Origin of the sequence: Kitasatospora sp. NPDC004615 (assembly GCF_042873545.1) — a bacterium.
In the GTDB taxonomy this organism is placed as follows: Bacteria; Actinomycetota; Actinomycetes; order Streptomycetales; family Streptomycetaceae; genus Kitasatospora.
Genome location: NZ_JBIALQ010000006.1, coordinates 127435 through 147206, shown reverse-complemented (window position 1 = coordinate 147206; position 19772 = coordinate 127435). Strand labels below are relative to the sequence as shown.

Annotated in this window: 21 protein-coding genes; 4 read left to right on the top strand and 17 right to left on the bottom strand. The window is 71.8% G+C overall.

All coding sequences use genetic code 11. The annotated features are described in order from the left end of the window. Positions 1-6: 6 nt before the first annotated feature. From ACFYS8_RS21805 to ACFYS8_RS21795, 3 genes are read left to right on the top strand one after another with little or no spacing between them, the layout of a single operon-like run. A complete protein-coding gene (locus ACFYS8_RS21805) occupies positions 7-834 on the top strand; it encodes a metal ABC transporter ATP-binding protein (protein WP_387643161.1) in 828 nt (275 codons plus the stop codon). After that, positions 834-1850 (top strand): metal ABC transporter permease, encoded by a 1017-nt coding sequence (locus tag ACFYS8_RS21800; protein ID WP_387643839.1) that lies wholly within the window; start codon positions 834-836, stop codon positions 1848-1850. Before ACFYS8_RS21805 ends, ACFYS8_RS21800 begins: the two co-directional genes overlap by 1 nt. Positions 1851-1885: 35 nt before the next feature. Continuing rightward, positions 1886-2305 (top strand): Fur family transcriptional regulator, encoded by a 420-nt coding sequence (locus ACFYS8_RS21795; protein ID WP_387643160.1) that lies wholly within the window; start codon positions 1886-1888, stop codon positions 2303-2305. A 104-nt stretch (positions 2306-2409) separates the two neighbouring features. Here ACFYS8_RS21795 and ACFYS8_RS21790 read toward each other — a convergent pair whose 3' ends face one another. The 4 genes from ACFYS8_RS21790 to leuA form a co-directional block, all read right to left on the bottom strand. Continuing rightward, on the bottom strand, positions 2410-3246 hold the full coding sequence (locus ACFYS8_RS21790; RefSeq protein ID WP_387643159.1) for an isoprenyl transferase: 837 nt from the start codon (positions 3244-3246) through the stop codon (positions 2410-2412). A gap of 2 nt (positions 3247-3248) precedes the next feature. Next, positions 3249-3995 (bottom strand): DNA repair protein RecO, encoded by a 747-nt coding sequence (gene recO, locus ACFYS8_RS21785; protein ID WP_387643158.1) that lies wholly within the window; start codon positions 3993-3995, stop codon positions 3249-3251. 228 nt (positions 3996-4223) lie between these two features. Next, complete coding sequence (locus ACFYS8_RS21780; protein WP_387643157.1) at positions 4224-4769, bottom strand: TerB family tellurite resistance protein; 546 nt, start codon at positions 4767-4769, stop codon at positions 4224-4226. 380 nt (positions 4770-5149) lie between these two features. Beyond that, positions 5150-6934 carry a 2-isopropylmalate synthase gene (leuA, locus tag ACFYS8_RS21775; protein WP_387643156.1) on the bottom strand — a complete coding sequence of 595 codons (1785 nt, stop codon included), beginning with the start codon at positions 6932-6934 and terminating at the stop codon, positions 5150-5152. A 336-nt stretch (positions 6935-7270) separates the two neighbouring features. Here leuA and ACFYS8_RS21770 point away from each other — a divergent pair, with 336 nt between their 5' ends. Further along, positions 7271-7537, top strand: a complete 267-nt coding sequence (locus tag ACFYS8_RS21770) for a protealysin inhibitor emfourin (protein WP_387643155.1) — start codon at positions 7271-7273, stop codon at positions 7535-7537. A 19-nt stretch (positions 7538-7556) separates the two neighbouring features. Here ACFYS8_RS21770 and ACFYS8_RS21765 read toward each other — a convergent pair whose 3' ends face one another. The 13 genes from ACFYS8_RS21765 to ACFYS8_RS21705 form a co-directional block, all read right to left on the bottom strand. Next, positions 7557-8270, bottom strand: coding sequence for an alpha/beta fold hydrolase (locus ACFYS8_RS21765; protein WP_387643154.1), 714 nt, complete (start codon positions 8268-8270; stop codon positions 7557-7559). 36 nt (positions 8271-8306) lie between these two features. Beyond that, positions 8307-9239: a GTPase Era gene (era, locus tag ACFYS8_RS21760; protein ID WP_387643153.1), complete on the bottom strand. Its 933-nt coding sequence runs from the start codon at positions 9237-9239 to the stop codon at positions 8307-8309. 48 nt (positions 9240-9287) lie between these two features. Then, entirely contained in the window at positions 9288-9449 is a 162-nt protein-coding gene (locus ACFYS8_RS21755) for a hypothetical protein (protein WP_387643152.1), read from the bottom strand. Positions 9450-9531: 82 nt separating this feature from the next. Beyond that, complete coding sequence (locus ACFYS8_RS21750) at positions 9532-9885, bottom strand: cytidine deaminase (RefSeq protein ID WP_387643151.1); 354 nt, start codon at positions 9883-9885, stop codon at positions 9532-9534. Between the two features lie 157 nt (positions 9886-10042). Further along, a complete protein-coding gene (locus ACFYS8_RS21745; protein WP_387643150.1) occupies positions 10043-11029 on the bottom strand; it encodes an aldo/keto reductase in 987 nt (328 codons plus the stop codon). 85 nt (positions 11030-11114) lie between these two features. After that, a complete protein-coding gene (locus tag ACFYS8_RS21740; protein WP_387643149.1) occupies positions 11115-11654 on the bottom strand; it encodes a DUF4383 domain-containing protein in 540 nt (179 codons plus the stop codon). Continuing rightward, positions 11651-11893 carry a hypothetical protein gene (locus ACFYS8_RS21735; protein WP_387643148.1) on the bottom strand — a complete coding sequence of 81 codons (243 nt, stop codon included), beginning with the start codon at positions 11891-11893 and terminating at the stop codon, positions 11651-11653. The genes ACFYS8_RS21740 and ACFYS8_RS21735 overlap by 4 nt, the downstream gene beginning before the upstream one ends. 116 nt (positions 11894-12009) lie before the next feature. Then, positions 12010-13347 (bottom strand): hemolysin family protein, encoded by a 1338-nt coding sequence (locus tag ACFYS8_RS21730; RefSeq protein WP_387643147.1) that lies wholly within the window; start codon positions 13345-13347, stop codon positions 12010-12012. Positions 13348-13360: 13 nt separating this feature from the next. Beyond that, positions 13361-13855, bottom strand: a complete 495-nt coding sequence (gene ybeY, locus ACFYS8_RS21725; protein WP_387643146.1) for an rRNA maturation RNase YbeY — start codon at positions 13853-13855, stop codon at positions 13361-13363. A gap of 14 nt (positions 13856-13869) precedes the next feature. Beyond that, positions 13870-14973 carry a PhoH family protein gene (locus ACFYS8_RS21720; RefSeq protein ID WP_387643145.1) on the bottom strand — a complete coding sequence of 368 codons (1104 nt, stop codon included), beginning with the start codon at positions 14971-14973 and terminating at the stop codon, positions 13870-13872. Positions 14974-15148: 175 nt separating this feature from the next. Then, the gene (locus tag ACFYS8_RS21715; protein ID WP_387643144.1) at positions 15149-16066 is read right to left on the bottom strand and encodes a ribonuclease Z; all 918 of its coding nucleotides are present in this window, start codon (positions 16064-16066) and stop codon (positions 15149-15151) included. Between the two features lie 3 nt (positions 16067-16069). Next, positions 16070-16423 (bottom strand): histidine triad nucleotide-binding protein, encoded by a 354-nt coding sequence (locus tag ACFYS8_RS21710; protein WP_387643143.1) that lies wholly within the window; start codon positions 16421-16423, stop codon positions 16070-16072. 79 nt (positions 16424-16502) lie between these two features. After that, complete coding sequence (locus ACFYS8_RS21705; protein WP_387643142.1) at positions 16503-19706, bottom strand: PDZ domain-containing protein; 3204 nt, start codon at positions 19704-19706, stop codon at positions 16503-16505. Positions 19707-19772 lie beyond the last annotated feature (66 nt).

The window sequence follows — 19772 nt, the reverse complement described above, 5'->3', positions numbered from 1 at the left end:
AACACCATGAGTACTGTCATCTCCACGGCAGACTCCGACCGGCTGCGGCCGTCCTCCGGTGAGGACTCCGGGCCGGCGGTCGTCAGCCTCCGGGGCGCGGTCGCCACTGTCGGTGGACGGCCGGTGCTGCGCGGTGTCGATCTCACCGTCCGGCCGGGCGAGGTGGTGGCGCTGCTGGGCGCGAACGGGTCCGGCAAGTCCACCACCGTGAAGAGCGTCATCGGGTCGGTGCCGCTGGAGCAGGGCAGCCTGGAGCTGTTCGGGCGGCCGCTGCGCAAGTTCCGGGCCTGGCACCGGATCGGGTACGTGCCGCAGCGCACCACCGCGGCCGGCGGCGTTCCGGCCACGGTGCGCGAGGTGGTCTCCACCGGGCGGCTGCCGCAGCACGGGCTGCTGCCGTTCCGCCGCAAGGACCGCGCCGCAGTGGACCGGGCGCTGACCTCCGTCGGCATGCTGGACCGGGCCGGTGACGGGGTGACCAACCTGTCCGGCGGGCAGCACCAGCGGGTGCTGATCGCCCGCGCCCTGGTCGGCCTGCCCGACCTGCTGATCATGGATGAGCCGATGGCCGGCGTCGACGTGGACAGCCAGCAGGTGCTCGCCGACATCCTGCGCAGCGAGGTGGAGCGCGGCTGCGCGGTGCTCCTGGTGCTGCACGAACTCGGGCCGCTGGAGCCGCTGATCGACCGGGCCGTGGTGCTGCGCGACGGCTGCGTCGCGCACGACGGGCCGCCGCCCCGCGGCGTCGGCCAGCACGCCCTGCCCGGCCACGACCACGTCCACCCGCACGCCGACGACCACCACCACCGCACCACCCAGGGGCTGCTGGCATGATCGAGATGTTCCAACCCGACTTCATGCAGCGGGCGTTCCTCGCCGCCGTGCTGGTCGGCATCACCGCCCCCTCGGTCGGCATCTACCTGGTGCAGCGGCGCCAGGCGCTGATGGGCGACGGCATCGGACACGTCGCGCTGACCGGTGTCGGTCTCGGCTTCCTGTTCCAGGCCAACCCGATCTGGATGGCCGTGCTGGTCTGCGTCCTCGGCGCGATCGTGATGGAACTGGTCCGCGCGCGCGGCAACCAGCGCGGTGACATCGCGCTGGCGATGCTGTTCTACGGCGGCATGGCCGGCGGCAAGCTGCTGGTCTCGATGAGCAGCCAGGCCGGTTCCGGCAGCCTGGAGAGCTACCTGTGGGGCTCGATCCTCACCGTCTCCCCCGGCGACCTGGCGGTGATCGGCGGGCTGGCGGCGGTCGTCGTCGCGGTCACCGCCGGTCTGCGCCGTCAGCTGTTCGCGGTCTGCCAGGACGAGGAGTTCGCCCGGGTCACCGGCCTGCCGGTGCGGGTGCTCAACCTGCTGCTGGCAGTGATGGCCGCGGTCACCGTGACGGTCGCCATGCGGGTGGTCGGCCTGCTGCTGGTCAGCGCGCTGATGGTGGTCCCGGTCGCGGCGGCCCAGCAGCTGACCCGCTCCTTCGCGGCCACCCAGGCCGCCGCGGTGAGCGTCGGCGTGGTGACGGCCCTGCTCGGCGTCGGTACCTCGTACCAGGCCGACCTGCCGTCCGGCCCCACCATCGTGATCCTGGCGATCCTGGCCTTCGCCCTGTTCAGCGCGATCGCCGCGCCGTTGGCCAAGCGCCGCCACCGGGCCGCCACCGAACACGGCCCGGCGGTCTGCGACGTCGTCCTGCCCGGCCAAAACCCGAACGGCCACGACCCGAACGCCCAGGACCTGAACGCCCTGGGCCCGCACGCCCAGGGCCCGAACGGGGACGACGCGGCGGAAGCCCCGCTGCCGAAGGCCCCGCTGTCGGGGGAGACGCTGTCAAGTCGGGGGCTGGCACAATGATGTGCGAAACCCAGCCGATCAGCAGGAGGACCCCGGTGACCACCGCAGGCCCGTCGCCGCGCGCGCGATCGACTCGGCAGCGCACCGCCGTCTCAGCGGTCCTGGACGAGGTCGAGGATTTCCGCAGCGCGCAGGAACTGCACGACATGCTCAAGCACCGGGGCGACTCGGTGGGTCTGACCACCGTCTACCGGACGCTCCAGTCCCTCGCCGAGGCCGGTGAGGTGGACGTGCTGCGCACCGCCGAGGGCGAGGCCGTCTACCGCCGGTGCAGCAGCGGGCACCACCACCACCTGGTGTGCCGGCACTGCGGGGCGACCGTCGAGGTCGAGGGTCCGGCGGTCGAGCGCTGGGCCAACTCGGTCGCCGCCGAGCACGGGTTCAGCGACATCGCGCACACCCTGGAGATCTTCGGCACCTGCGGCGAATGCGCCGCGAAGCAGCAACTCCCGTAACAGCAGCTCCCCCAGCAGCACTTCGGGCCACCAGGCCCGCCGCACGCACGAGGCCCGGATCGGAACCGTCCGATCCGGGCCTCGGCGTCAGCGTCAACCTCGCGTCACCGCTGCGGCGGCACCTCGGCCCCGCCGGCGGGGTCGTTGGGGATGGCCCCGCCGAAGCGGCGGTCGCGGCGGGCGTACTGCTCGCAGGCGCGCCACAGGTCGCGGCGGTCGAAGTCGGGCCAGAGCACGTCCTGGAACACCAGCTCGGCGTACGCGGACTGCCAGGCCAGGAAGTTGGAGGTGCGCTGCTCGCCGCTGGGGCGCAGGAACAGGTCCACGTCCGGCATGTCGGGGTAGTACAGGTACTTCGCGAACAGCTTCTCGTTGACCTTCTCCGGGTTGAGCTTCCCGGCGGCCACGTCGCGGGCGATGGCGAGGGCGGCGTCGGCGATCTCGGCCCGGCCGCCGTAGTTGACGCAGAAGTACAGCGTCATGGCGTCGTTGTTCTTGGTCTGCTCCTGGGCGACCTGGAGTTCCTGGACGACGCTCTTCCACATCTTCGGCATCCGGCCGACCCAGCGGATCCGGATGCCCATGGCGTCCATCTCGTCGCGGCGGCGGCGGATCACGTCCCGGTTGAAGTTCATCAGGAACTTCACCTCGTCCGGGGAGCGCTTCCAGTTCTCGGTGGAGAAGGCGTACAGCGAGAGGTTCTTGACGCCGATCTCCAGGCAGCCGCGCAGCACGTCGAGGACGACGCCCTCGCCGACCTTGTGGCCCTCGGTGCGGGGCAGGCCGCGCTCCTTGGCCCAGCGGCCGTTGCCGTCCATGACGCAGGCAACGTGGTTGGGGACCAGCTCGGCCGGGATCTTCGGCGGCTTGGCGCCGCTGGGGTGCGGGGCCGGGACTTCGTACGTCCGCTGCTTGCTGCCGAACAGGCGTCGCGCGACCATGTTCACTTCTCCACGTATCTCATCGAGCGGATGCCCCGCTCCAGGTGCCACTGCAGGTAGGCGGCCACAAGCCCGCTGCCCTCGCGCCAGTACCGCGGCTCGCAGGCGTCGGCGGTCTGCCAGTCCCCGGACAGCAGCGCGCCGAGCAGTACCAGTGTCTCAGGGGAGGGTACGGCACTTCCGGGTACCCGGCAGTCGCCGCACAGCACTCCGCCGGCCTGGAGGGAGAAGAACCGGTTGGGGCCGGGGAGTCCGCAGCGGGCGCAGTCGGTGAAGCTCGCCCCGTAGCCGTTGACGGCGAGCGAGCGCAGCAGGAAGGCGTCCAGCACCAGGTGCGACTGGTGGGTGCCGCCGGCCAGTGTGCGCAGGCCGCCGACCAGCAGCAGGTACTGCTGGACGGCGGGTTGGCCCTCGTTCTCGGCGAAGCGTTCGGCGGTCTCCAGCATCGCGGTGCCGGCGGTGTAGCGGGTGTAGTCGTCGACGATCCGGGCGCCGTAGGGGGCGAGCGTCTCCACCTGGGTGCACAGCGGCAGGGTGCGGCCGACCAGGTCGCTGCCGCGGCTGAAGAACTGGATGTCGACGTGCGAGAACGGCTCAAGGCGCGCGCCGAACTTCGACTTGGTCCGGCGTACGCCGCGCGCCACCGCCCGGACCTTGCCGTGCTGGCGGGTCAGGAAGGTGATGATCCGATCGGCCTCGCCGAGCTTCTGGGTGCGCAGCACGATGCCGTCGTCGCGGAAGAGACTCATGGTGGTTCCCATTGTCCCGTACCCCACCGACAGCCCGGCGGCGGCGAACAGCGGCGAATAGCGGTGAACAGCCGTAAACAGCCGTGAACAGCGGCGGACGACGGCAGCGGGCGGCGCGCAGCCGTGAACCCGCACCGGGGCGGTGGGGCTTTCACCCGTGCGGTGCGGGACACGGCGGGCCCGGGAGGGGGGAGTTCGGGCCCGGCTCGGGAAGAACGGCGAAAAACGTCAGTGCGGGGCGCGGGTGGCGGCCTCCAGCAGCCGGTCGACCTGCGCGGTGGTGAGGTCGAGGCAGTGGCCCACCACACCGAGCGCGGCCCGCTCCTGCGGGAGGTAGCGGCCGTCGGCGAGGGCGACCATGGCACCGAGGGTGACCAGGCGTTCGCGGCCCTGGACGAGCAGGTGCGGGGCGAGCGGTTCGAGTGCGGCGTGCAGTTCGACGGCCAGTCCGCCGCCTTCGACGTCCACGTCGAGGGGTTCGCCGCCGCTGTGTCCGGAGAGTGCGGCGAGCGCGGCCAGTACCTGGGCCTCGCCGCAGTCCTCGAAGCCGGCTTCCTTGATGACGGTGCAGGCGGCTTCGCGTCCGCTGCGGCTGCCGGTGCCGCCGGCGGCGAGCGCGGCCAGGGCGATGGTGTACTGGGCGTCGCGGAGCATCGCGCCGAGCCGGACCGAGGTCAGCTCCTCCAGCGTGTCGGTGCTGTGGCGGCCGCGGCAGGAGGTGCACTGGACGCTGCGGACCACGCCGCCGAGCGGCAGGACCGGGGTGCCGAACAACCGCAGCCACCGCCGGCCGTGCTGCCGACGGTAGTTGCGGTCCCCACCGCAGCCCGGGCAGAAGAATTCACCGAGAACGTCCGTCCGCCAACGAGGGCGGACACCCCACAACCCTGTCACGGCGCCACTCCCCAGACATGGCAGGCGGCCTGCACATCAATGGGCAGGTCACGCGACCGGACGCCACGGCCGTCCCACCGACCCCGGTTCCGGTCCGTCGATGTTGCCACGGTTACCGGCTCGTGTCAGCACCCTGAACGGGTGCCGAGGGGAAAATTTGTGACCGGGGACACACGCCAAAGGCATGGCCCCGCACGTTACTTGACGGTACGTCGGGCACCGGCCAGGCGGGCCGCCGGAGAGCGGCCCGCCGTCCCGCGTCAGCCGCGCTGCGCGGCCCGGTTGACGGCGCTGACCAGCGCCTTCAGCGAGGCCAGCACGGTGTTGCCGTCGATGCCCACGCCCCACAGCACCTTGTCGCCCACGGCGCACTCGACGTACGCGGCGGCCTGCGCGTCGCCGCCCTCGCTCAGCGCGTGCTCGGCGTAGTCCAGCACGCGTACGTCGATGCCGATCGAGCCCAGCGCGTTGACGAAGGCGGAGACCGGGCCGTTGCCGGTGCCGGTCAGCGTGGCGGGGGTGCCGTCGACGACCGCCTCGGTGGTCAGCGCGTCGCGGCCGTCCTCGGTGGTCAGGCTGCGCGAGCCGCTCAGCGAGATCCGGCCCCACGGGTTGGCGGGGGTGGGCAGGTACTCGTCCTGGAAGACCGCCCAGATGTCGCCGGGGGTGACCTCGCCGCCCTCGGCGTCGGTCTTGGCCTGGATGATCTTCGAGAACTCGATCTGCATCCGGCGCGGCAGGTCCAGCTTGTGGTCGTTCTTCAGCACGTAGGCGATGCCGCCCTTGCCGGACTGCGAGTTGACCCGGATGACCGCCTCGTAGCTGCGGCCGACGTCCTTGGGGTCGATCGGCAGGTAGGGCACACCCCAGGTGTAGTCACCGACCGGGACGCCGGCTGCGGCGGCGTCGGCCTCCAGGGCGTCGAAGCCCTTCTTGATGGCGTCCTGGTGCGAGCCGGAGAAGGAGGTGAAGACCAGGTCACCGGCGTAGGGGTGGCGCTCGGGCACCGGCATCTGGTTGCAGTACTCGGCGGTGCGGCGGATCTCGTCGATGTCGGAGAAGTCGATCATCGGGTCGACGCCCTGGGAGAACAGGTTCATCCCGACGTTGACCAGGTCCAGGTTGCCGGTGCGCTCGCCCTGGCCGAACAGGCAGCCCTCGACCCGGTCGGCGCCGGCCATGATGGCCAGTTCGGCGGAGGCGACGCCGGTGCCGCGGTCGTTGTGCGGGTGCGCGGACACGCAGACGAACTCGCGGCGCGACAGGTTGCGCGACATCCACTCGATCTTGTCGGCGTAGACGTTCGGGGTGGACCGCTCGACGGTGGTCGGCAGGTTCAGGATGATCTCGCGGCCCTCGCCGGGCTGCCAGACGTCCATCACCGCCTCGCAGACCTCCAGCGCGTAGTCCAGCTCGGTGTCGATGAAGATCTCCGGCGAGTACTCGTAGCCGAATACGGTCTCGTCGCTCAGGATCTTCTCGGCGTACTCCATCACCAGCCGGGTGCCGTCCGTCGCGATGGCCTTGATCTCGTCCTTGCTCGCCTTGAACACCACCCGGCGGAACATCGGCGAGGTGGCATTGTACAGGTGGACGGTGGCCCGCGGCGCGCCCTTCAGCGACTCGACGGTCCGCTCGATCAGGTCCTCGCGGGCCTGGGTCAGCACCGAGATGGTGACGTCCTCGGGGATCGCGTTCTCTTCGATCAGCGAGCGGACGAAGTTGAAGTCGGTGGCGCCGGAGGACGGGAAGCCGACCTCGATCTCCTTGTAGCCCAGCTGCACCAGCAGGTCGAACATCTTGCGCTTGCGGGCCGGCGACATCGGGTCGATCAGCGCCTGGTTGCCGTCGCGCAGGTCGGTGGACAGCCAGCGCGGGGCCTGGGTGATCACCTTGCTCGGCCAGGTGCGGTCCGGCAGGTCCACGGTGCCGAAGGGTACGTACCGGTGGAAGGGCATCCCCGAGGTCTTCTGCTGAACGCTGGCGGCGGTGATCGGGGTGGGACGGTCGACGAACGCGCGGGCGACGGAGGACTGTTCGGTCATGGCTGGGGCTCTCGGCTTCCCTTGTCGAAGGCGGTCTGCGGTCGGGGGACACACACCCGACTCGGCCGACTGGATGCACCGCCGCGGATCACGCTGGGCGCAACACGACTCCCCGCGGCGAGGGGGCCGGCCTTCACTGGACTACAGGCCCTCGCCGCGGCAGCTAAGAAGAAGCAGCCGGATACGCATGATGCCGTCACTGTAACCCGGGCGGCGACCCGGCCGCAGTGAGCCCCGCCACGATCCCAACCAGTGAGACGGTCCGGCCGCCGGGCGGGTGCGGCAAGTTGGCAAAAGCCCCGGCAAACCCGTTCGCCGCCCTGCACACTGGCATCCATGCGTATCCAGGTCACCCGCACCGGCGGGTTCGCCGGCCTGCTCCGGTATGCCGAGATGGACACCGAGGAGCGCCCGGACGCCCCGCACGTGCACGCGCTGGCCCGCGAGGCGATGGCCGGCGGGCTGCGCGCGCCCGCGTACGGCGTGCCCGACGGCTTCCACTACGAGATCACCGTCGACGGCCGCACCGTGCACTGCGCCGACCCCAAACTGTCCGACTCCCAGCGCGAGTTGGTCAGTCTGGTGCTCCGCGAAGGCGCCTGACGGCCACCGCCCGGGCCGCTCAGATCCAGCCGTCCAGCGAGGCCAGGAACCCGGCCGGGTCGTCCCGGTGGATACAGTGCCCGGCGCCCGGGACGGTGCGCACCTCGAAGCCGCGGCGGCGCAGCTCGGCGGCCTCCTCGGGCGACACCAGGACGCTCGGGTCGGCGAGTTGGACCAGCGAGGGGACGGCCGGGGGCCCCGGCAGCACGGAGAGTTCGGGGTGCGCCCACAGGCCGATCGCGGTGTCGCTGTCCCAGGCGGCGAGGCCGGCCAGCTCGGCGTCCACGTCCTCGTCGGCCCAGTCGGGGTGCATGGTGGTGATGAACTTCCGGGTGCCGAAGCGCTTGAAGTCGACGAACGGCTCCGGGCCGATCCCGGGCCGGTCGTAGACGAACGCGGGGTCGCTGTAGACGGCCCGGTCGGGCTTGAGCCGGTCCAGGGCGCGCCACAGCGCGAGCGCGCCCATCGAGTGGCCGATGGCCAGCGCGGCCCCGGAGGGCAGCGTGTCGACGAGGTCCTCGGCGAACTGCTCGGGGCCGTACCGGTCGGCGGGGGTGGCGCCCTCACCCGCCGGTGAGGCGCCGTGGCCGCGCAGGTCCGCGCCGATCACCCGGTAGCCGCGCTCGGCGAGGGCGGGGCCGATCACCCGCCAGGTGTGGTGGTTGGACTGGAGGCCGTGGATCAGCAGGGCGGTCCGGTCGCCCCCGCCCCACTCGTGGGTGTGCAGTTTCACGACCGGCCCGCCCCTGTCCGCCTGTTCGATGCTCCGTCAGAAGCCGAGCTTACGCAGCTGCTTGGGGTCGCGCTGCCAGTCCTTGGCGACCTTGACGTGCAGGTCGAGGTAGACCGGGGTGCCGAGCAGCGCCTCGATCTGCTTGCGGGCGGTGGTGCCGACGTGCTTGAGCCGGGAGCCCTTGGCACCGATCACGATGGCCTTCTGGCTCTGCCGCTCGATGTACACGTTGGCGTGGATGTCCAGCAGCGGACGGTCGGCGGGCCGGTCCTCGCGCGGGATCATCTCCTCGACCACCACGGCCAGCGAGTGCGGCAGTTCGTCGCGCACGCCTTCCAGCGCGGCCTCGCGGATCAGCTCGGCGACCATGATCTGCTCGGGCTCGTCGGTGAGGTCGCCGTCCGGGTAGAGCGGCATGCCCTCGGGCAGCAGCTTGGTCAGCAGGTCCGCGACCAGCTCCACCTGCTTGTCACCGACCGCCGAGACGGGAATGATCTCGGCCCACTCGATGCCGAGTTCGGCGCCCAGCTGGTGGACGGCGATCAGCTGCTCGGCGAGCCGCTTGGAGTCCACCAGGTCGGTCTTGGTGACCAGTGCCACCTTCGGGGTGGACTTCTTGATCTCGGCGAGTTCCTTGGCGATGAACTTGTCGCCGGGGCCGAGCTTCTGGTCGGCGGGCAGGCAGAAGCCGATCACGTCGACCTCCGCCCAGGTGGTGCGGACCAGGTCGTTGAGGCGCTCGCCGAGCAACGTGCGGGGCTTGTGCAGCCCGGGGGTGTCCACCAGCACGAGCTGGGCGTCGGGGCGGTGCACGATGCCGCGCACGGTGTGCCGGGTGGTCTGGGGACGGTCGGAGGTGATCGCGACCTTCGTCCCGACCAGGGCGTTGGTCAGGGTCGACTTGCCCGCGTTGGGACGGCCGACGAAGCACGCGAACCCGGAGCGGTACGGGGAGGAAGGGGCATTCATGGCACCCATTGTCCCCGATCGGCCGGGCCGACCCGGCCAGTGGGGGTTTCAGCCCGCCTTCTTCTTCCCGCCGCCCATGATGCCGCCGACCAGAACCAGTGCCAGCAGCACCAGGGTGCCGGCCAGCCACCACACGGAGCCGGTCTCGTGCCAGCGGCCGAAGCCCATGACGCACAGCAGCAGTCCGCAGAAGAACGCGGCGATCCCCATGACCCCTCCCCCGCCGGGAAATCCCTCGGCCGGGGCGATTATCGCACCGGCCGAGGGATTGTCGAGGGGCGTACTCAGCGCCTCACCGCGCCTCGGCGGCCACCTTCAGCGTCCCGTCCGGCCCGGCCAGCAGCACCGGCGTGCCGGCCCCGCCCAGGTCCCGCACCGCCGCCAGGTCGTCCGCCGCCGGCTCGTCCGCCGCGGAGACCACGGCCGCCGCCTCCAGGCTCTTCGCCCCGCTGGCCACCGCCATCGCCACCGCCGTCTGCAGGGCGCTCAGCTTCAGCGACTCCAGCGCGACCGTCCCGGCCACGTAGGTGCGGCCGGTCTCGTCGCGGACCGCGGCGCCCTCGGCCACGCCGTTGCGGGCGCGGGCCGAGCGGGCCAGCGTGATGATCTTCTTGTCCTCGGGGTCCAGCTCGGAAATCTCGGTCATGGCCCGAGCATAGGTCGCCCACCGGCGCACCGGCCCGGGCGTCCGACCCTCGGCCATTCACCGGCTCAACCCTTGAACAGGACCCCTCCGACCCTCGGCCATTCACCGGCTCAACCCTTGAACAGGACCCTCCGAACAGCCGCCCCTCGCCGGAGACTCAGTCCTTGAGCAGCGCACCCTCCCCCGCCGGCACGAACTCCGCCAGCGCGGCGTCGATCCGGGCCAGCACGGCCTCGTCCAGCACCAGTTCGGCGGCGGCCTGGTTCTCCGCGATGTGCGCGGGGGTGCGGCTACCCGGGATCGGCACCACGTGCTCGTCCTGCCGCAGCAGCCAGGCCAGCGCCAACTGGCCAGGGGTGACGCCCAGTTCGGCGGCGATCGCGCGCACCGGGGCGTACCGGTCGTTGTTCGCGGCCAGGTTCTCGGCGGAGAACCTGGCGATGTTCTGCCGGAAGTCACCCTCGGAGACCTGCTGCACGGTGCCGGTCAGGAAGCCGCCACCGAGCGGGCTCCAGGCCACCACGCCGACGCCCAGTTCACGGGTGACGGCCAGCAGCTCCGGGTCGATCGGCTGCCACATCGACCACTGCACCTGCACCGCCGCCACCGGGTGCACCGCGTGCGCGGCGCGCAGCTGCGCGGCCGTCACGTTGGAGAGCCCGAGGTGCCGCACCTTGCCGTCGGCGATCAGTTCGGCGACCGCGCCGACGGTGTCCTCGAACGGCACCTGCGGGTCCGGGAAGTGCGGGTAGTACAGGTCGATCACATCGGTGCCGAGGTTGCGCAGCGACTGCTCCGCGTAGCCGCGCACGTACTTGGGCTCGCAGTTCACCGCCAGTTCCTCGAACGCGAAGTGCACCGGGAAGCGATGCGCCTCGGCGCCCTCCGGGATCCGGAAGCCGAACTTGGTGGCCAGCACCACCTCGTCGCGCCGGCCGCGCAGGGCCCGGCCGATCAGTTCCTCGTTGTGTCCGCGGCCGTAGCCGTCCGCGGTGTCGATGAGCCGGGCGCCGGCGTCGATCGCGGCGTGCAGCGCGCCCTGGCCGCGCGCCTCGTCGATCTCGCCGTACACGCCGGGTGAGAGCACCATCGCCCCGAACCCGATCGGCGAACTGGCCAGCGCCCCGAGCATGCGCTCCGTCATGTGCCTCTCCCCCTCCAAGCCGACTGCGGCCCAACGGATCTGACGATCCGTCGGGCCAAGTGCAGTTCACTCTACGGCGGAACGATCAGTGCCCGGTCGGATTCGGCGGCCCCGGACGCAGAACCTTCACCAGCACCGGCGGGCCGTCGGGCCGCTCGGCGTCGTGCTCGTGCCGCCGCTTCCAGTACGGGTTGTCCTGCGGCAGGTGGCTGCTGACCCGGCCGTACATGCCGAAGGTCAGGATCACGAAGCCGAAGACGAAGCTGAAGACGACGTTGCCGATGTGGAAGGCGAGCCGGTTGGCGCTGGAGTCCAGCACCATCAGGCCGACGAAGCCGGCCAGCACGAACAGCACGCCCATGATCATGTTGAGGTCGGAGGCGAAGTTTCCGCCGATGATCGCACCCAGGATCAGGATTCCGCCGGCCACCAGCGACAGCACGCTCAGCGCACCGTTGCTGGACATGCCCAGCACCTGCTTGCCGGTGGTGTCGATGAAGCCGGGGGTGCCGCCGGTGAGCCCGAGGATGCCGAACACCACCAGGAACACTCCGCCCAGCCCGGCGCCGTAGCGGTACACCTGGCCCAGCCGGTGGTCGACCGGGAGTTCGTCGTGGAGTCTCATCGGGTCCTCCCCGCATGGTCGGACCGGAGGAACGGCACTTCGTGCAGGTACAGCGACCCGCACTGCTGGCAGCAGTGCAGCCCGGTGCCCCAGGCCTCCTCCGGCTTGCTCTCGGCGTCCGAGGCGATCTCGGCGCCGCACATGCCGGACGAGAGGTCGGTGTCACGGACCACATGCCACCTGGCCACCCCGCCGGCCGGCCCGGTGGGGCCGTATTCCGCGCGCAGTAGATGTGCCATGTCTCCCATGGTCGGCACGCCAAGGGCGGTCAGGCAAACGGGCCCTGGGCCGAACCGTCCGACCCGGCAAAGCCGGTTGGGACGGCCCGTCCAGGGCCCGCTGCGGGTACGACGAACTACGGAGCGTGCTCCTCGGCCGGTTCCTCGGCGTGCTTCGCGTACTCCTCGGCGCGCACCGGCGCGGCCACCACGGTGCCGATCCGGTTGCGGCGGCCCGCGGAGCTCTCCGCGGTCAGGCTGATCGCGGCCAGCCCGCTGCCCTCCGGCACCGGCACCTCGCAGGACGATCCGGGGATCGGCACCCGGCCCAGGCACTTGGCCAGCAGGCCGCCGACGGTCTCCACGTCCTCGTCGTCCAGCTCGATGCCGAACAGTTCGCCGAGGTCCTCGACGGTGAGCCGGGCGGTGATCCGGAACGAGCCGTCGCCGAGGTCCTCGACCGGGGCGATCTCCCGGTCGTACTCGTCGGTGATCTCGCCGACGATCTCCTCCAGGATGTCCTCGATGGTGACCAGTCCGGCGGTGCCGCCGTACTCGTCGATCACGATCGCCACGTGCGAGCGCATCTGCTGCATCTCGCGCAGCAGGTCCGCGGCCGGCTTGGAGTCCGGCACGAACACCGCCGGGCGCATCACCGAGTCCACCTGCTCCGACTCGGCGTCCCGGTTGATGTGGGTGCGCCGCACCAGGTCCTTCAGGTAGACGATGCCGACCACGTCGTCCTCGTTGTCGCCGACCACCGGGATCCGCGAGAAGCCCGAGCGCAGCGCCAGCGTCAGCGTCTGCCGAACGGTCTTGTGCCGCTCGATCATCACCAGGTCGGTGCGCGGCACCATCACCTCGCGGACGATGGTGTCGCCCAGCTCGAAGACCGAGTGCACCATCCGGCGCTCCTCGTCCTCGATCAGGTCGTCCTTCTCCGCGAGGTCCACCAGCGCCCGCAGCTCCGCCTCGGAGGCGAACGGGCCCTCCCGGTAGCCCTTGCCGGGCGTCAGCGCGTTGCCGAGCAGGATCAGCAGCCGCGGGATCGGACCGAGGATCCGGGCCAGCGGCAGCAGCACGTAGGACGCCGCGGTGACGGTGCTCAGCGGGTGCTGGCGGCCGATCGTGCGCGGGGAGACCCCGACCGCCACGAACGACACCAGCACCATCACGCCGACCGCCACCAGCACGGCCAGCCAGGTCTGCTGGAAGCTGCGCACGCACACCACGGTGACCAGCACCGCGGCGGCCATCTCGGCGGCCACCCGGATCAGCATCGCCAGGTTCAGGTAGCGGATGTTGTCCGAGGCCAGCGTCAGCAGCCGGTCCGAACCGCGGCGGCCCGAGCGGACCGCCTCCTCGGCGCGGAACCGGGACATCCGGGAGATCCCCGCCTCGGCGCACGCGGCCAGCCAGCCGAACACCACCAGCAGCAGCGCCCCGACCAGGAAGCTCGTACTCTCACCACTCACAGACGGCCGGCCCTCAGTGGACGGTCGGCGCGGGAGACAGCCCGGTCAGCCCGCGACCGGCCCGCCAGTCGTCCAGGATCCGCTTCTGCAGCGCGAACATCTCGCGCTCCTCGTCGGGCTCCTCGTGGTCGTAGCCGAGCACGTGCAGCACCCCGTGGACGGTGAGCAGCTGCAGCTCCTCGTCCATCGAGTGCTTGGTCGGAGCGGCCAGGCCCTGCTGCTTCGCCACCTCGGGGCAGAGCACGATGTCGCCGAGCAGGCCCTCCGGCAGGTCCTCGCCCTCCTTGCCGGGCCGCAGTTCGTCCATGGGGAAGGACATCACGTCGGTCGGACCGGGCAGGTCCATCCACTGGACGTGCAGCTCCGCCATCGACTCGCTGTCGTAGATGATCACGGAGAGCTCGGACTGCGGGTGAATCCGCATCTTTTCGAGGGCGTAGCGGGCGACGTCGAGGATGGAATCCTCGTCGACGTCCCACCCGGACTCGTTGGCGATGTCGATCGACATGGAGGGCTCAGTACTCAGCTTTCGGTGCGATGGGACTGCCGGGGCGCCCGGGCGCCCCGACGTTGAACGGGTTTGCGGTCGCCGGACTCCTCGGCCTCCTGCCGGGCGTCCCAGCGTTCGTACGCGTCAACGATGCGGCCGACCAGCTTGTGCCGCACCACGTCGGTGCTGGTCAGCACCGAGAAGTGGATGTCGGGCACGTCGACCAGGATCTCCTGGACCACCTTCAGACCGCTGCGGGTACCGCCCGGCAGGTCGATCTGGCTGGTGTCGCCGGTGACCACCACCCGGGAGTTGAAACCGAGGCGGGTCAGGAACATCTTCATCTGCTCGGGCGAGGTGTTCTGCGCCTCGTCGAGGATGATGAACGCGTCGTTCAGGGTGCGGCCTCGCATGTACGCCAGCGGAGCCACCTCGATCGTGCCGGCGGCCATCAGCCGCGGGATCGAGTCCGGGTCCATCATGTCGTGCAGCGCGTCGTACAGCGGCCGCAGGTAGGGGTCGATCTTCTCGTAGAGGGTGCCGGGCAGGAAGCCCAGCCGCTCCCCCGCCTCGACGGCCGGCCGGGTCAGGATGATCCGGTTGACCTCCTTGGCCTGCAGCGCCTGCACGGCCTTGGCCATCGCCAGGTAGGTCTTGCCGGTGCCGGCCGGGCCGAGGCCGAAGACGATGGTGTGCTTGTCGATCGCGTCGACGTAGCGCTGCTGGTTGAGCGTCTTGGGGCGGATGGTGCGGCCCCGGTTGGACAGGATGTTCGCCGTGAACACCTCGGACGGGGCCGGGTGGGCCGGGTCCTCCGCGGCGCTCCTGAGCATGGTGATGGAGCGCTCCACGGCGTCCTCCGTCAGTGGCTGGCCGGTGCGCAGCACCAGCATCATCTCGGTGAAGAGCTGCTTGACGAGCGCGACCTCGGCCGGAGAGCCGGTGGCCGTCACCTCGTTTCCTCGGACGTGGATGTCGGCGTCCGGGAAGCCGCCCTCGATCACTCGCAGGAGCGAGTCGGCCGCACCCAGCAGGGTGACCATCGGGTGCTTCTCCGGAATGACTATCCGGGTGCTGGCGGCTGCCGCGTCGGCGGGCCGCTGTCCGTCGGTTCGGGTCTGCGGTGAGTCAGTCATGGGTCGGCGCTACGGCCTGCCTCATCCCAATCCGTCGTGTCGTGTGGCCAGGGCTCTCCAGGCCACCAGGGTACGCCGCGCAGATGTTCGCCGGAGCGGCACGGCGGCTTCGATGGTGGGGTCTGTCGCCCCGATGTGCGAGCGGTTTTTCGTCAACGCGCGCCCCGGGGGGCGCTCAACGGCGCGGTGGGACGGGGATCCTGGCCAGATCCTCGGCGATCACGACCTCGCCGTCGAAGTGCTTCTCGGCCTCCGCGCGGTGCGCCTGCAGGTCCGGGTAGCGCTGCGAGAAGTGGGTCAGCACCAGCCGGCGCACCCCCGCCTCGGCGGCCACCCGCGCGGCCTGCGCGGCGGTCAGGTGGCCGTGCTCCTCGGCGAGTGCGGCGTCCGCCTCCAGGAAGGTCGCCTCGATCACCAACAGGTCGGCGCCCTCGGCGAGTTCGGCGACCCCGTCGCACAGCCGGGTGTCCATCACGAAGGCGAACCGCTGCCCGGGCCGCTTCTCCGCGACCTCCGCCAGCAGCACCGTCCGCCCGTCCACCTCGACCCGGCCGTCGCGCTGCAGCTGCCCCACCGCCGGTCCGCGCAGACCGAGTTCGCGCAGCCGCTCGGGGCGCAGCCGGACGCCGTCCGGCTCGGTCAGCCGGTAGCCGAACGACTCCACCGGGTGCGACAGCCGCACCGCCGTCAGCTCGAACGGCGCGCCCGGCGCCTCCAGCGGGCCGGGCCCGGCGACCGGGCGCTCCCGCAGGTCGGCGGTGGCGTGGTAGACGCTGGCGTGCCGCAGCCGGTCGAAGAACACCTGACCGGACGCCGGGTAGTAGGCGTCCACCGGGTGCGGCACCCGGTCCAGGTTGATCCGCTGCAGCACGCCCGGCAGGCCCAGGCAGTGGTCGCCGTGGAAGTGCGACACCGCGATCCGGGTGATCCCGGTGGCGGTCACACCCGCCTGCAGCATCTGCCGCTGGGTGCCCTCCCCCGGGTCGAACAGCAGCCCCTCGCCGTCCCAGCGCAGCAGGTATCCGTTGTGGTTCCGGTGCCGGGTCGGCACCTGGCTGGCCGTGCCGAGGACGACGAGTTCACGCTGCGACAACGCTCAGACCAGCCCCTCGGCGAGCGTGCGCCCGCCCAGCACGTGCACGTGCGCGTGGAACACCGTCTGGCCGGAGTCCGCACCGGTGTTGAAGATCAGCCGGTACGACTCCAGGCCCTCGCCCTTGGCGGCCTCGCCGGCCTCGGCGAGCAGCTCGGCGGCGATCTCCGGCTCCGCGACGGCCAGTTCGGCCACGTTGGCGTAGTGCACGTGCGGGATCACCAGCAGGTGGGTGGGAGCCTGCGGGTTTATGTCGCGGAACGCCAGCGTCCGGGCGCTCCTGCGCACCACCGTCGCCGGGATGTCCCCCGACACGATCTTGCAGAACACACAGTCCGTCTGCGGCTCGCCGGCCATCTCCCGCACTCCTTCTGAACATCCGTCACTGGTGACGACGACCCTACAGGGAGGGGGCGCGGACGCCCCCTCCCCGCTGTCAGTCGATCGGCGGCGCGGTCTTGGCCGGGGTGACGGCCAGCGCCTCCAGCGCGACCCGCACCGCGGTCTCCAGCTGCGGGTCCCGGCCGGCCGCCCAGTCGTGCGGGGCGACCGCGACCTCGATGTCGGGCGTGACGCCGCCGTTCTCCAGGCCCCAGCCGTAGCCCTCCAGCCAGCTGGAGTACTTGGGCTGGGTGACCGTCGTACCGTCCACCAGGTCGTACTTGTTGTCGATGCCGATCACGCCGCCCCAGGTGCGGGTGCCCACCACCGGGCCGATGCCGAGCGCCTGGATCGCGGCGTTGACGATGTCGCCGTCCGAGCCGGAGAACTCGTTGGCCAGCGCCACCACCGGGCCGCGCGGGGCGTCCGCCGGGTAGGGCTCGGGGCGGTCCAGGTCGCGGCCGCGGTTCCAGCCGACGATCCGGCGGGCCAGCTTCTCCACGATCAGCTGCGAGGTGTGGCCGCCGCGGTTCTCCCGCAGGTCGACCACCACGCCCTCGCGGGCCATCTCGATCCGCAGGTCGCGGTGGAGCTGCGCCCAGCCCGCGCTCTGCATGTCGGGCACGTGCAGGTAGCCGAGCCGCCCGCCGGACAGCTCGTGGACGGCGGCCCGCCGCCCGGCCACCCAGTCGTGGTAGCGCAGCGCCTCCTCGTCGTCCAGCGGCACCACCACGGGGTGGCGCTCGCCGCCGTCCTTGCCGCTGACGGTCAGCTCGACCGGCTGGTCGGCGGTGCCGGCCAGCAGCGGGCCGGGGCCGGTCACCGGATCGACCGGGCGGCCGTTGACGGCCAGGATCGCGTCACCGGGGCGGATCGCCGCGCCGGGCGCGGCCAGCGGGGAACGGGCCCGCGGGTCGGAGGACTCGCCGGGCACCACCCGGGCCACCCGCCACACCTCGCCGTCGCGGACCAGGTCCGCGCCGAGCAGGCCCTGCCGGCGGGCCGCCTCGGTGCCCCGGCCGGGCGGGATCACGTAGGCGTGCGAGGTGCCGAGCTCGGCGACCGTCTCCCACAGCAGGTCGACCAGGTCGGAGTGGCAGCCGGCCCGGTCGACCAGCGGCCGGTAGCGCGCCAGCGCGCCCGCCCAGTCGACGCCGCCGAGGTCGGCGCGCCAGAAGTTGTCGCGCATCAGCCGGCCGTTCTCGTCGAACATCTGCCGCCACTCGGCGGCCGGGTCGACAGTGATCCGGATCCGGTCGAGATCGACGTCGGTGTCCTCGCCGTCGTCGGCCTTCTGGTCGGCGGGGACGATCCGCACGCTGCCGTCCTCCAGCACCGCCACCCGCGCGCCGTCCGCGGAGATCGCGAACGTGTCGACGCCGGTGAGCAGTTCCTCCACCTTGCGCTTCTTCAGGTCGTAGCGCTCGAGCGCGGTGCCGGCCGGGGTGTCGTCCAACGAGGCGGCGCTGTCGCCGAGTTCACCGCTGAACGGGATCCGGCCCCACAGCACGCCGTCCTTCGCCGCGCGCAGCGCCCCGAACCGCCCGGCCGCCACCGGGAACGGCACGATCCGGTCGGCCAGGCCCTCCAGATCGACCTTCGTGGTGGGCGTCGCCGACTCGCTCTTGTCGCCGTCCTTGCTCTCCTCGTCCTCGCCGCCGACCGGCCGCCCGGCCCGCTGCGGTCCGAACGGCGACGGGGTGTCGGCGGCCAGCGTCAGCAGGTACGGGCGGGTGCCGCCGGGGAACGACAGGTCGAAGACGTGCTCGTCGTACACCGGGTCGAAGGTGCGCACCGACAGGAACGCCAGGTGCTTGCCGTCCGAGGTGAAGGCCGGCGAATAGTCGTGGAAGCGCTGCGGGGTGGCCTCGCTGACGGTCCGCGAGGTCAGGTCGGCCAGCATGATCTGGCGCAGCGACCACGGCCCGAGCACCGGCTGCGACCAGGCCAGCCAGCCCGAGTCCGGGCTGAACACCGGCCCGCTGACCTCGCCCTCGCCGCTGCGCGCCAGCTCGTGCACGGCGCCGTCGCTGAGCGCCACCAGCAGCAGCCGGCCGTCGTGCGAAGCCACCGCGAGCTGCCGGCCGTCCGGCGAGACCGTCAGCGACAGCACCCGGCCCAGCTGCCCGGCCGCCAACCTCCGGCGCTCCGCGCCGAGCACCGCGGGCGCGTACTCGATCGCGTCCTCGCCCTCGGCGTCCGTCACCCACACCACGCCCTGCGCGCCGTCCTCACCGGGGACGACCCGCACCAGGCGGTTGCGCACCCCCGGCGTCTCGTCCAGCACCCGCGACGGACCCTCCCGGTGGGTCACCCAGTGCACCGTGCCCCTCACCACCACGGCCGCGGCCCGGCCGGTGCGGTCGACAGCGACGGTCTCCACCTGCCCGTCGGCCCGGGTCGGATGCGGCCGGCGGCTGCTGCGCGGACCCGCCAGGTCGATCTCCAGCCGACGCGGCTCGGCACCCTCCAGGTTGTCCAGCAGCCACAGGTCACCCGCGCTCTGCCAGATCACCCGAGTGCCGTCGGTGGACGCCTGCCGGGCGTAGAACCCGGTGTCCGCCGGGCCGTGCGCCCGCAGGTCGGTACCGTCCGGAAGGCTCGAGTACAGCCGCCCGACACCCTCGTGGTCGGACAGGAACGCCACCCGGTCACCCACCCACAGCGGGCACTCCAACTGGCCGTCCAACTCGGCGTGCAACCGCTCGAACCCGGCCGCCCCGATCCACAACTTCCCGGCCCGGCCACCCCGGTAGCGCTTCCAGTGCGCGGCTTCCCGGTTGTGCGTCCCCAGCAGCACCCGCCCACCCGTCGCCCCCGCCGGCACCGGCTCGAACGCCAGCGCCCCGATCGGCCCGTACGGCAGCCGCTGCGGCTCGCCCCCGTCCAGCGGCACCGCGAACGCCCACGTCCGACGGATCGTCTCCTGCCCCGCCGTGGTGATCGCGATCGGCCGGCCGTCGCCGGTCCACCCCACCAACGCCGTGAACGGGCTCCCCCAGTACGTCAGCCGCCGGGCCTGCCCACCGGCCGCCGGCGCGACATGCACCTCCGGCGCCCCGTCCCGGTGCGACGTCCACGCCACCGTCCGCCCGTCCGGCGAGAACCGCACGGCCCCCACCGGCACCTGATCCGCGGTCAAGCGCCAAGCGCGCCCGCCCTCCACAGGGGCCAGCCAGACATCGTCCTCGGCGACGAAAGCGACTACGTCGCCGTGCAAGTGGGGGTGGCGCAGGTATCCGCGCGTCAAATCGGTCACCCGGCCACAGTAGAGGGAGCGCGACCAGGGGCGCGGGGAAGTGCGCGAAGCGGAAGGCACCCGACC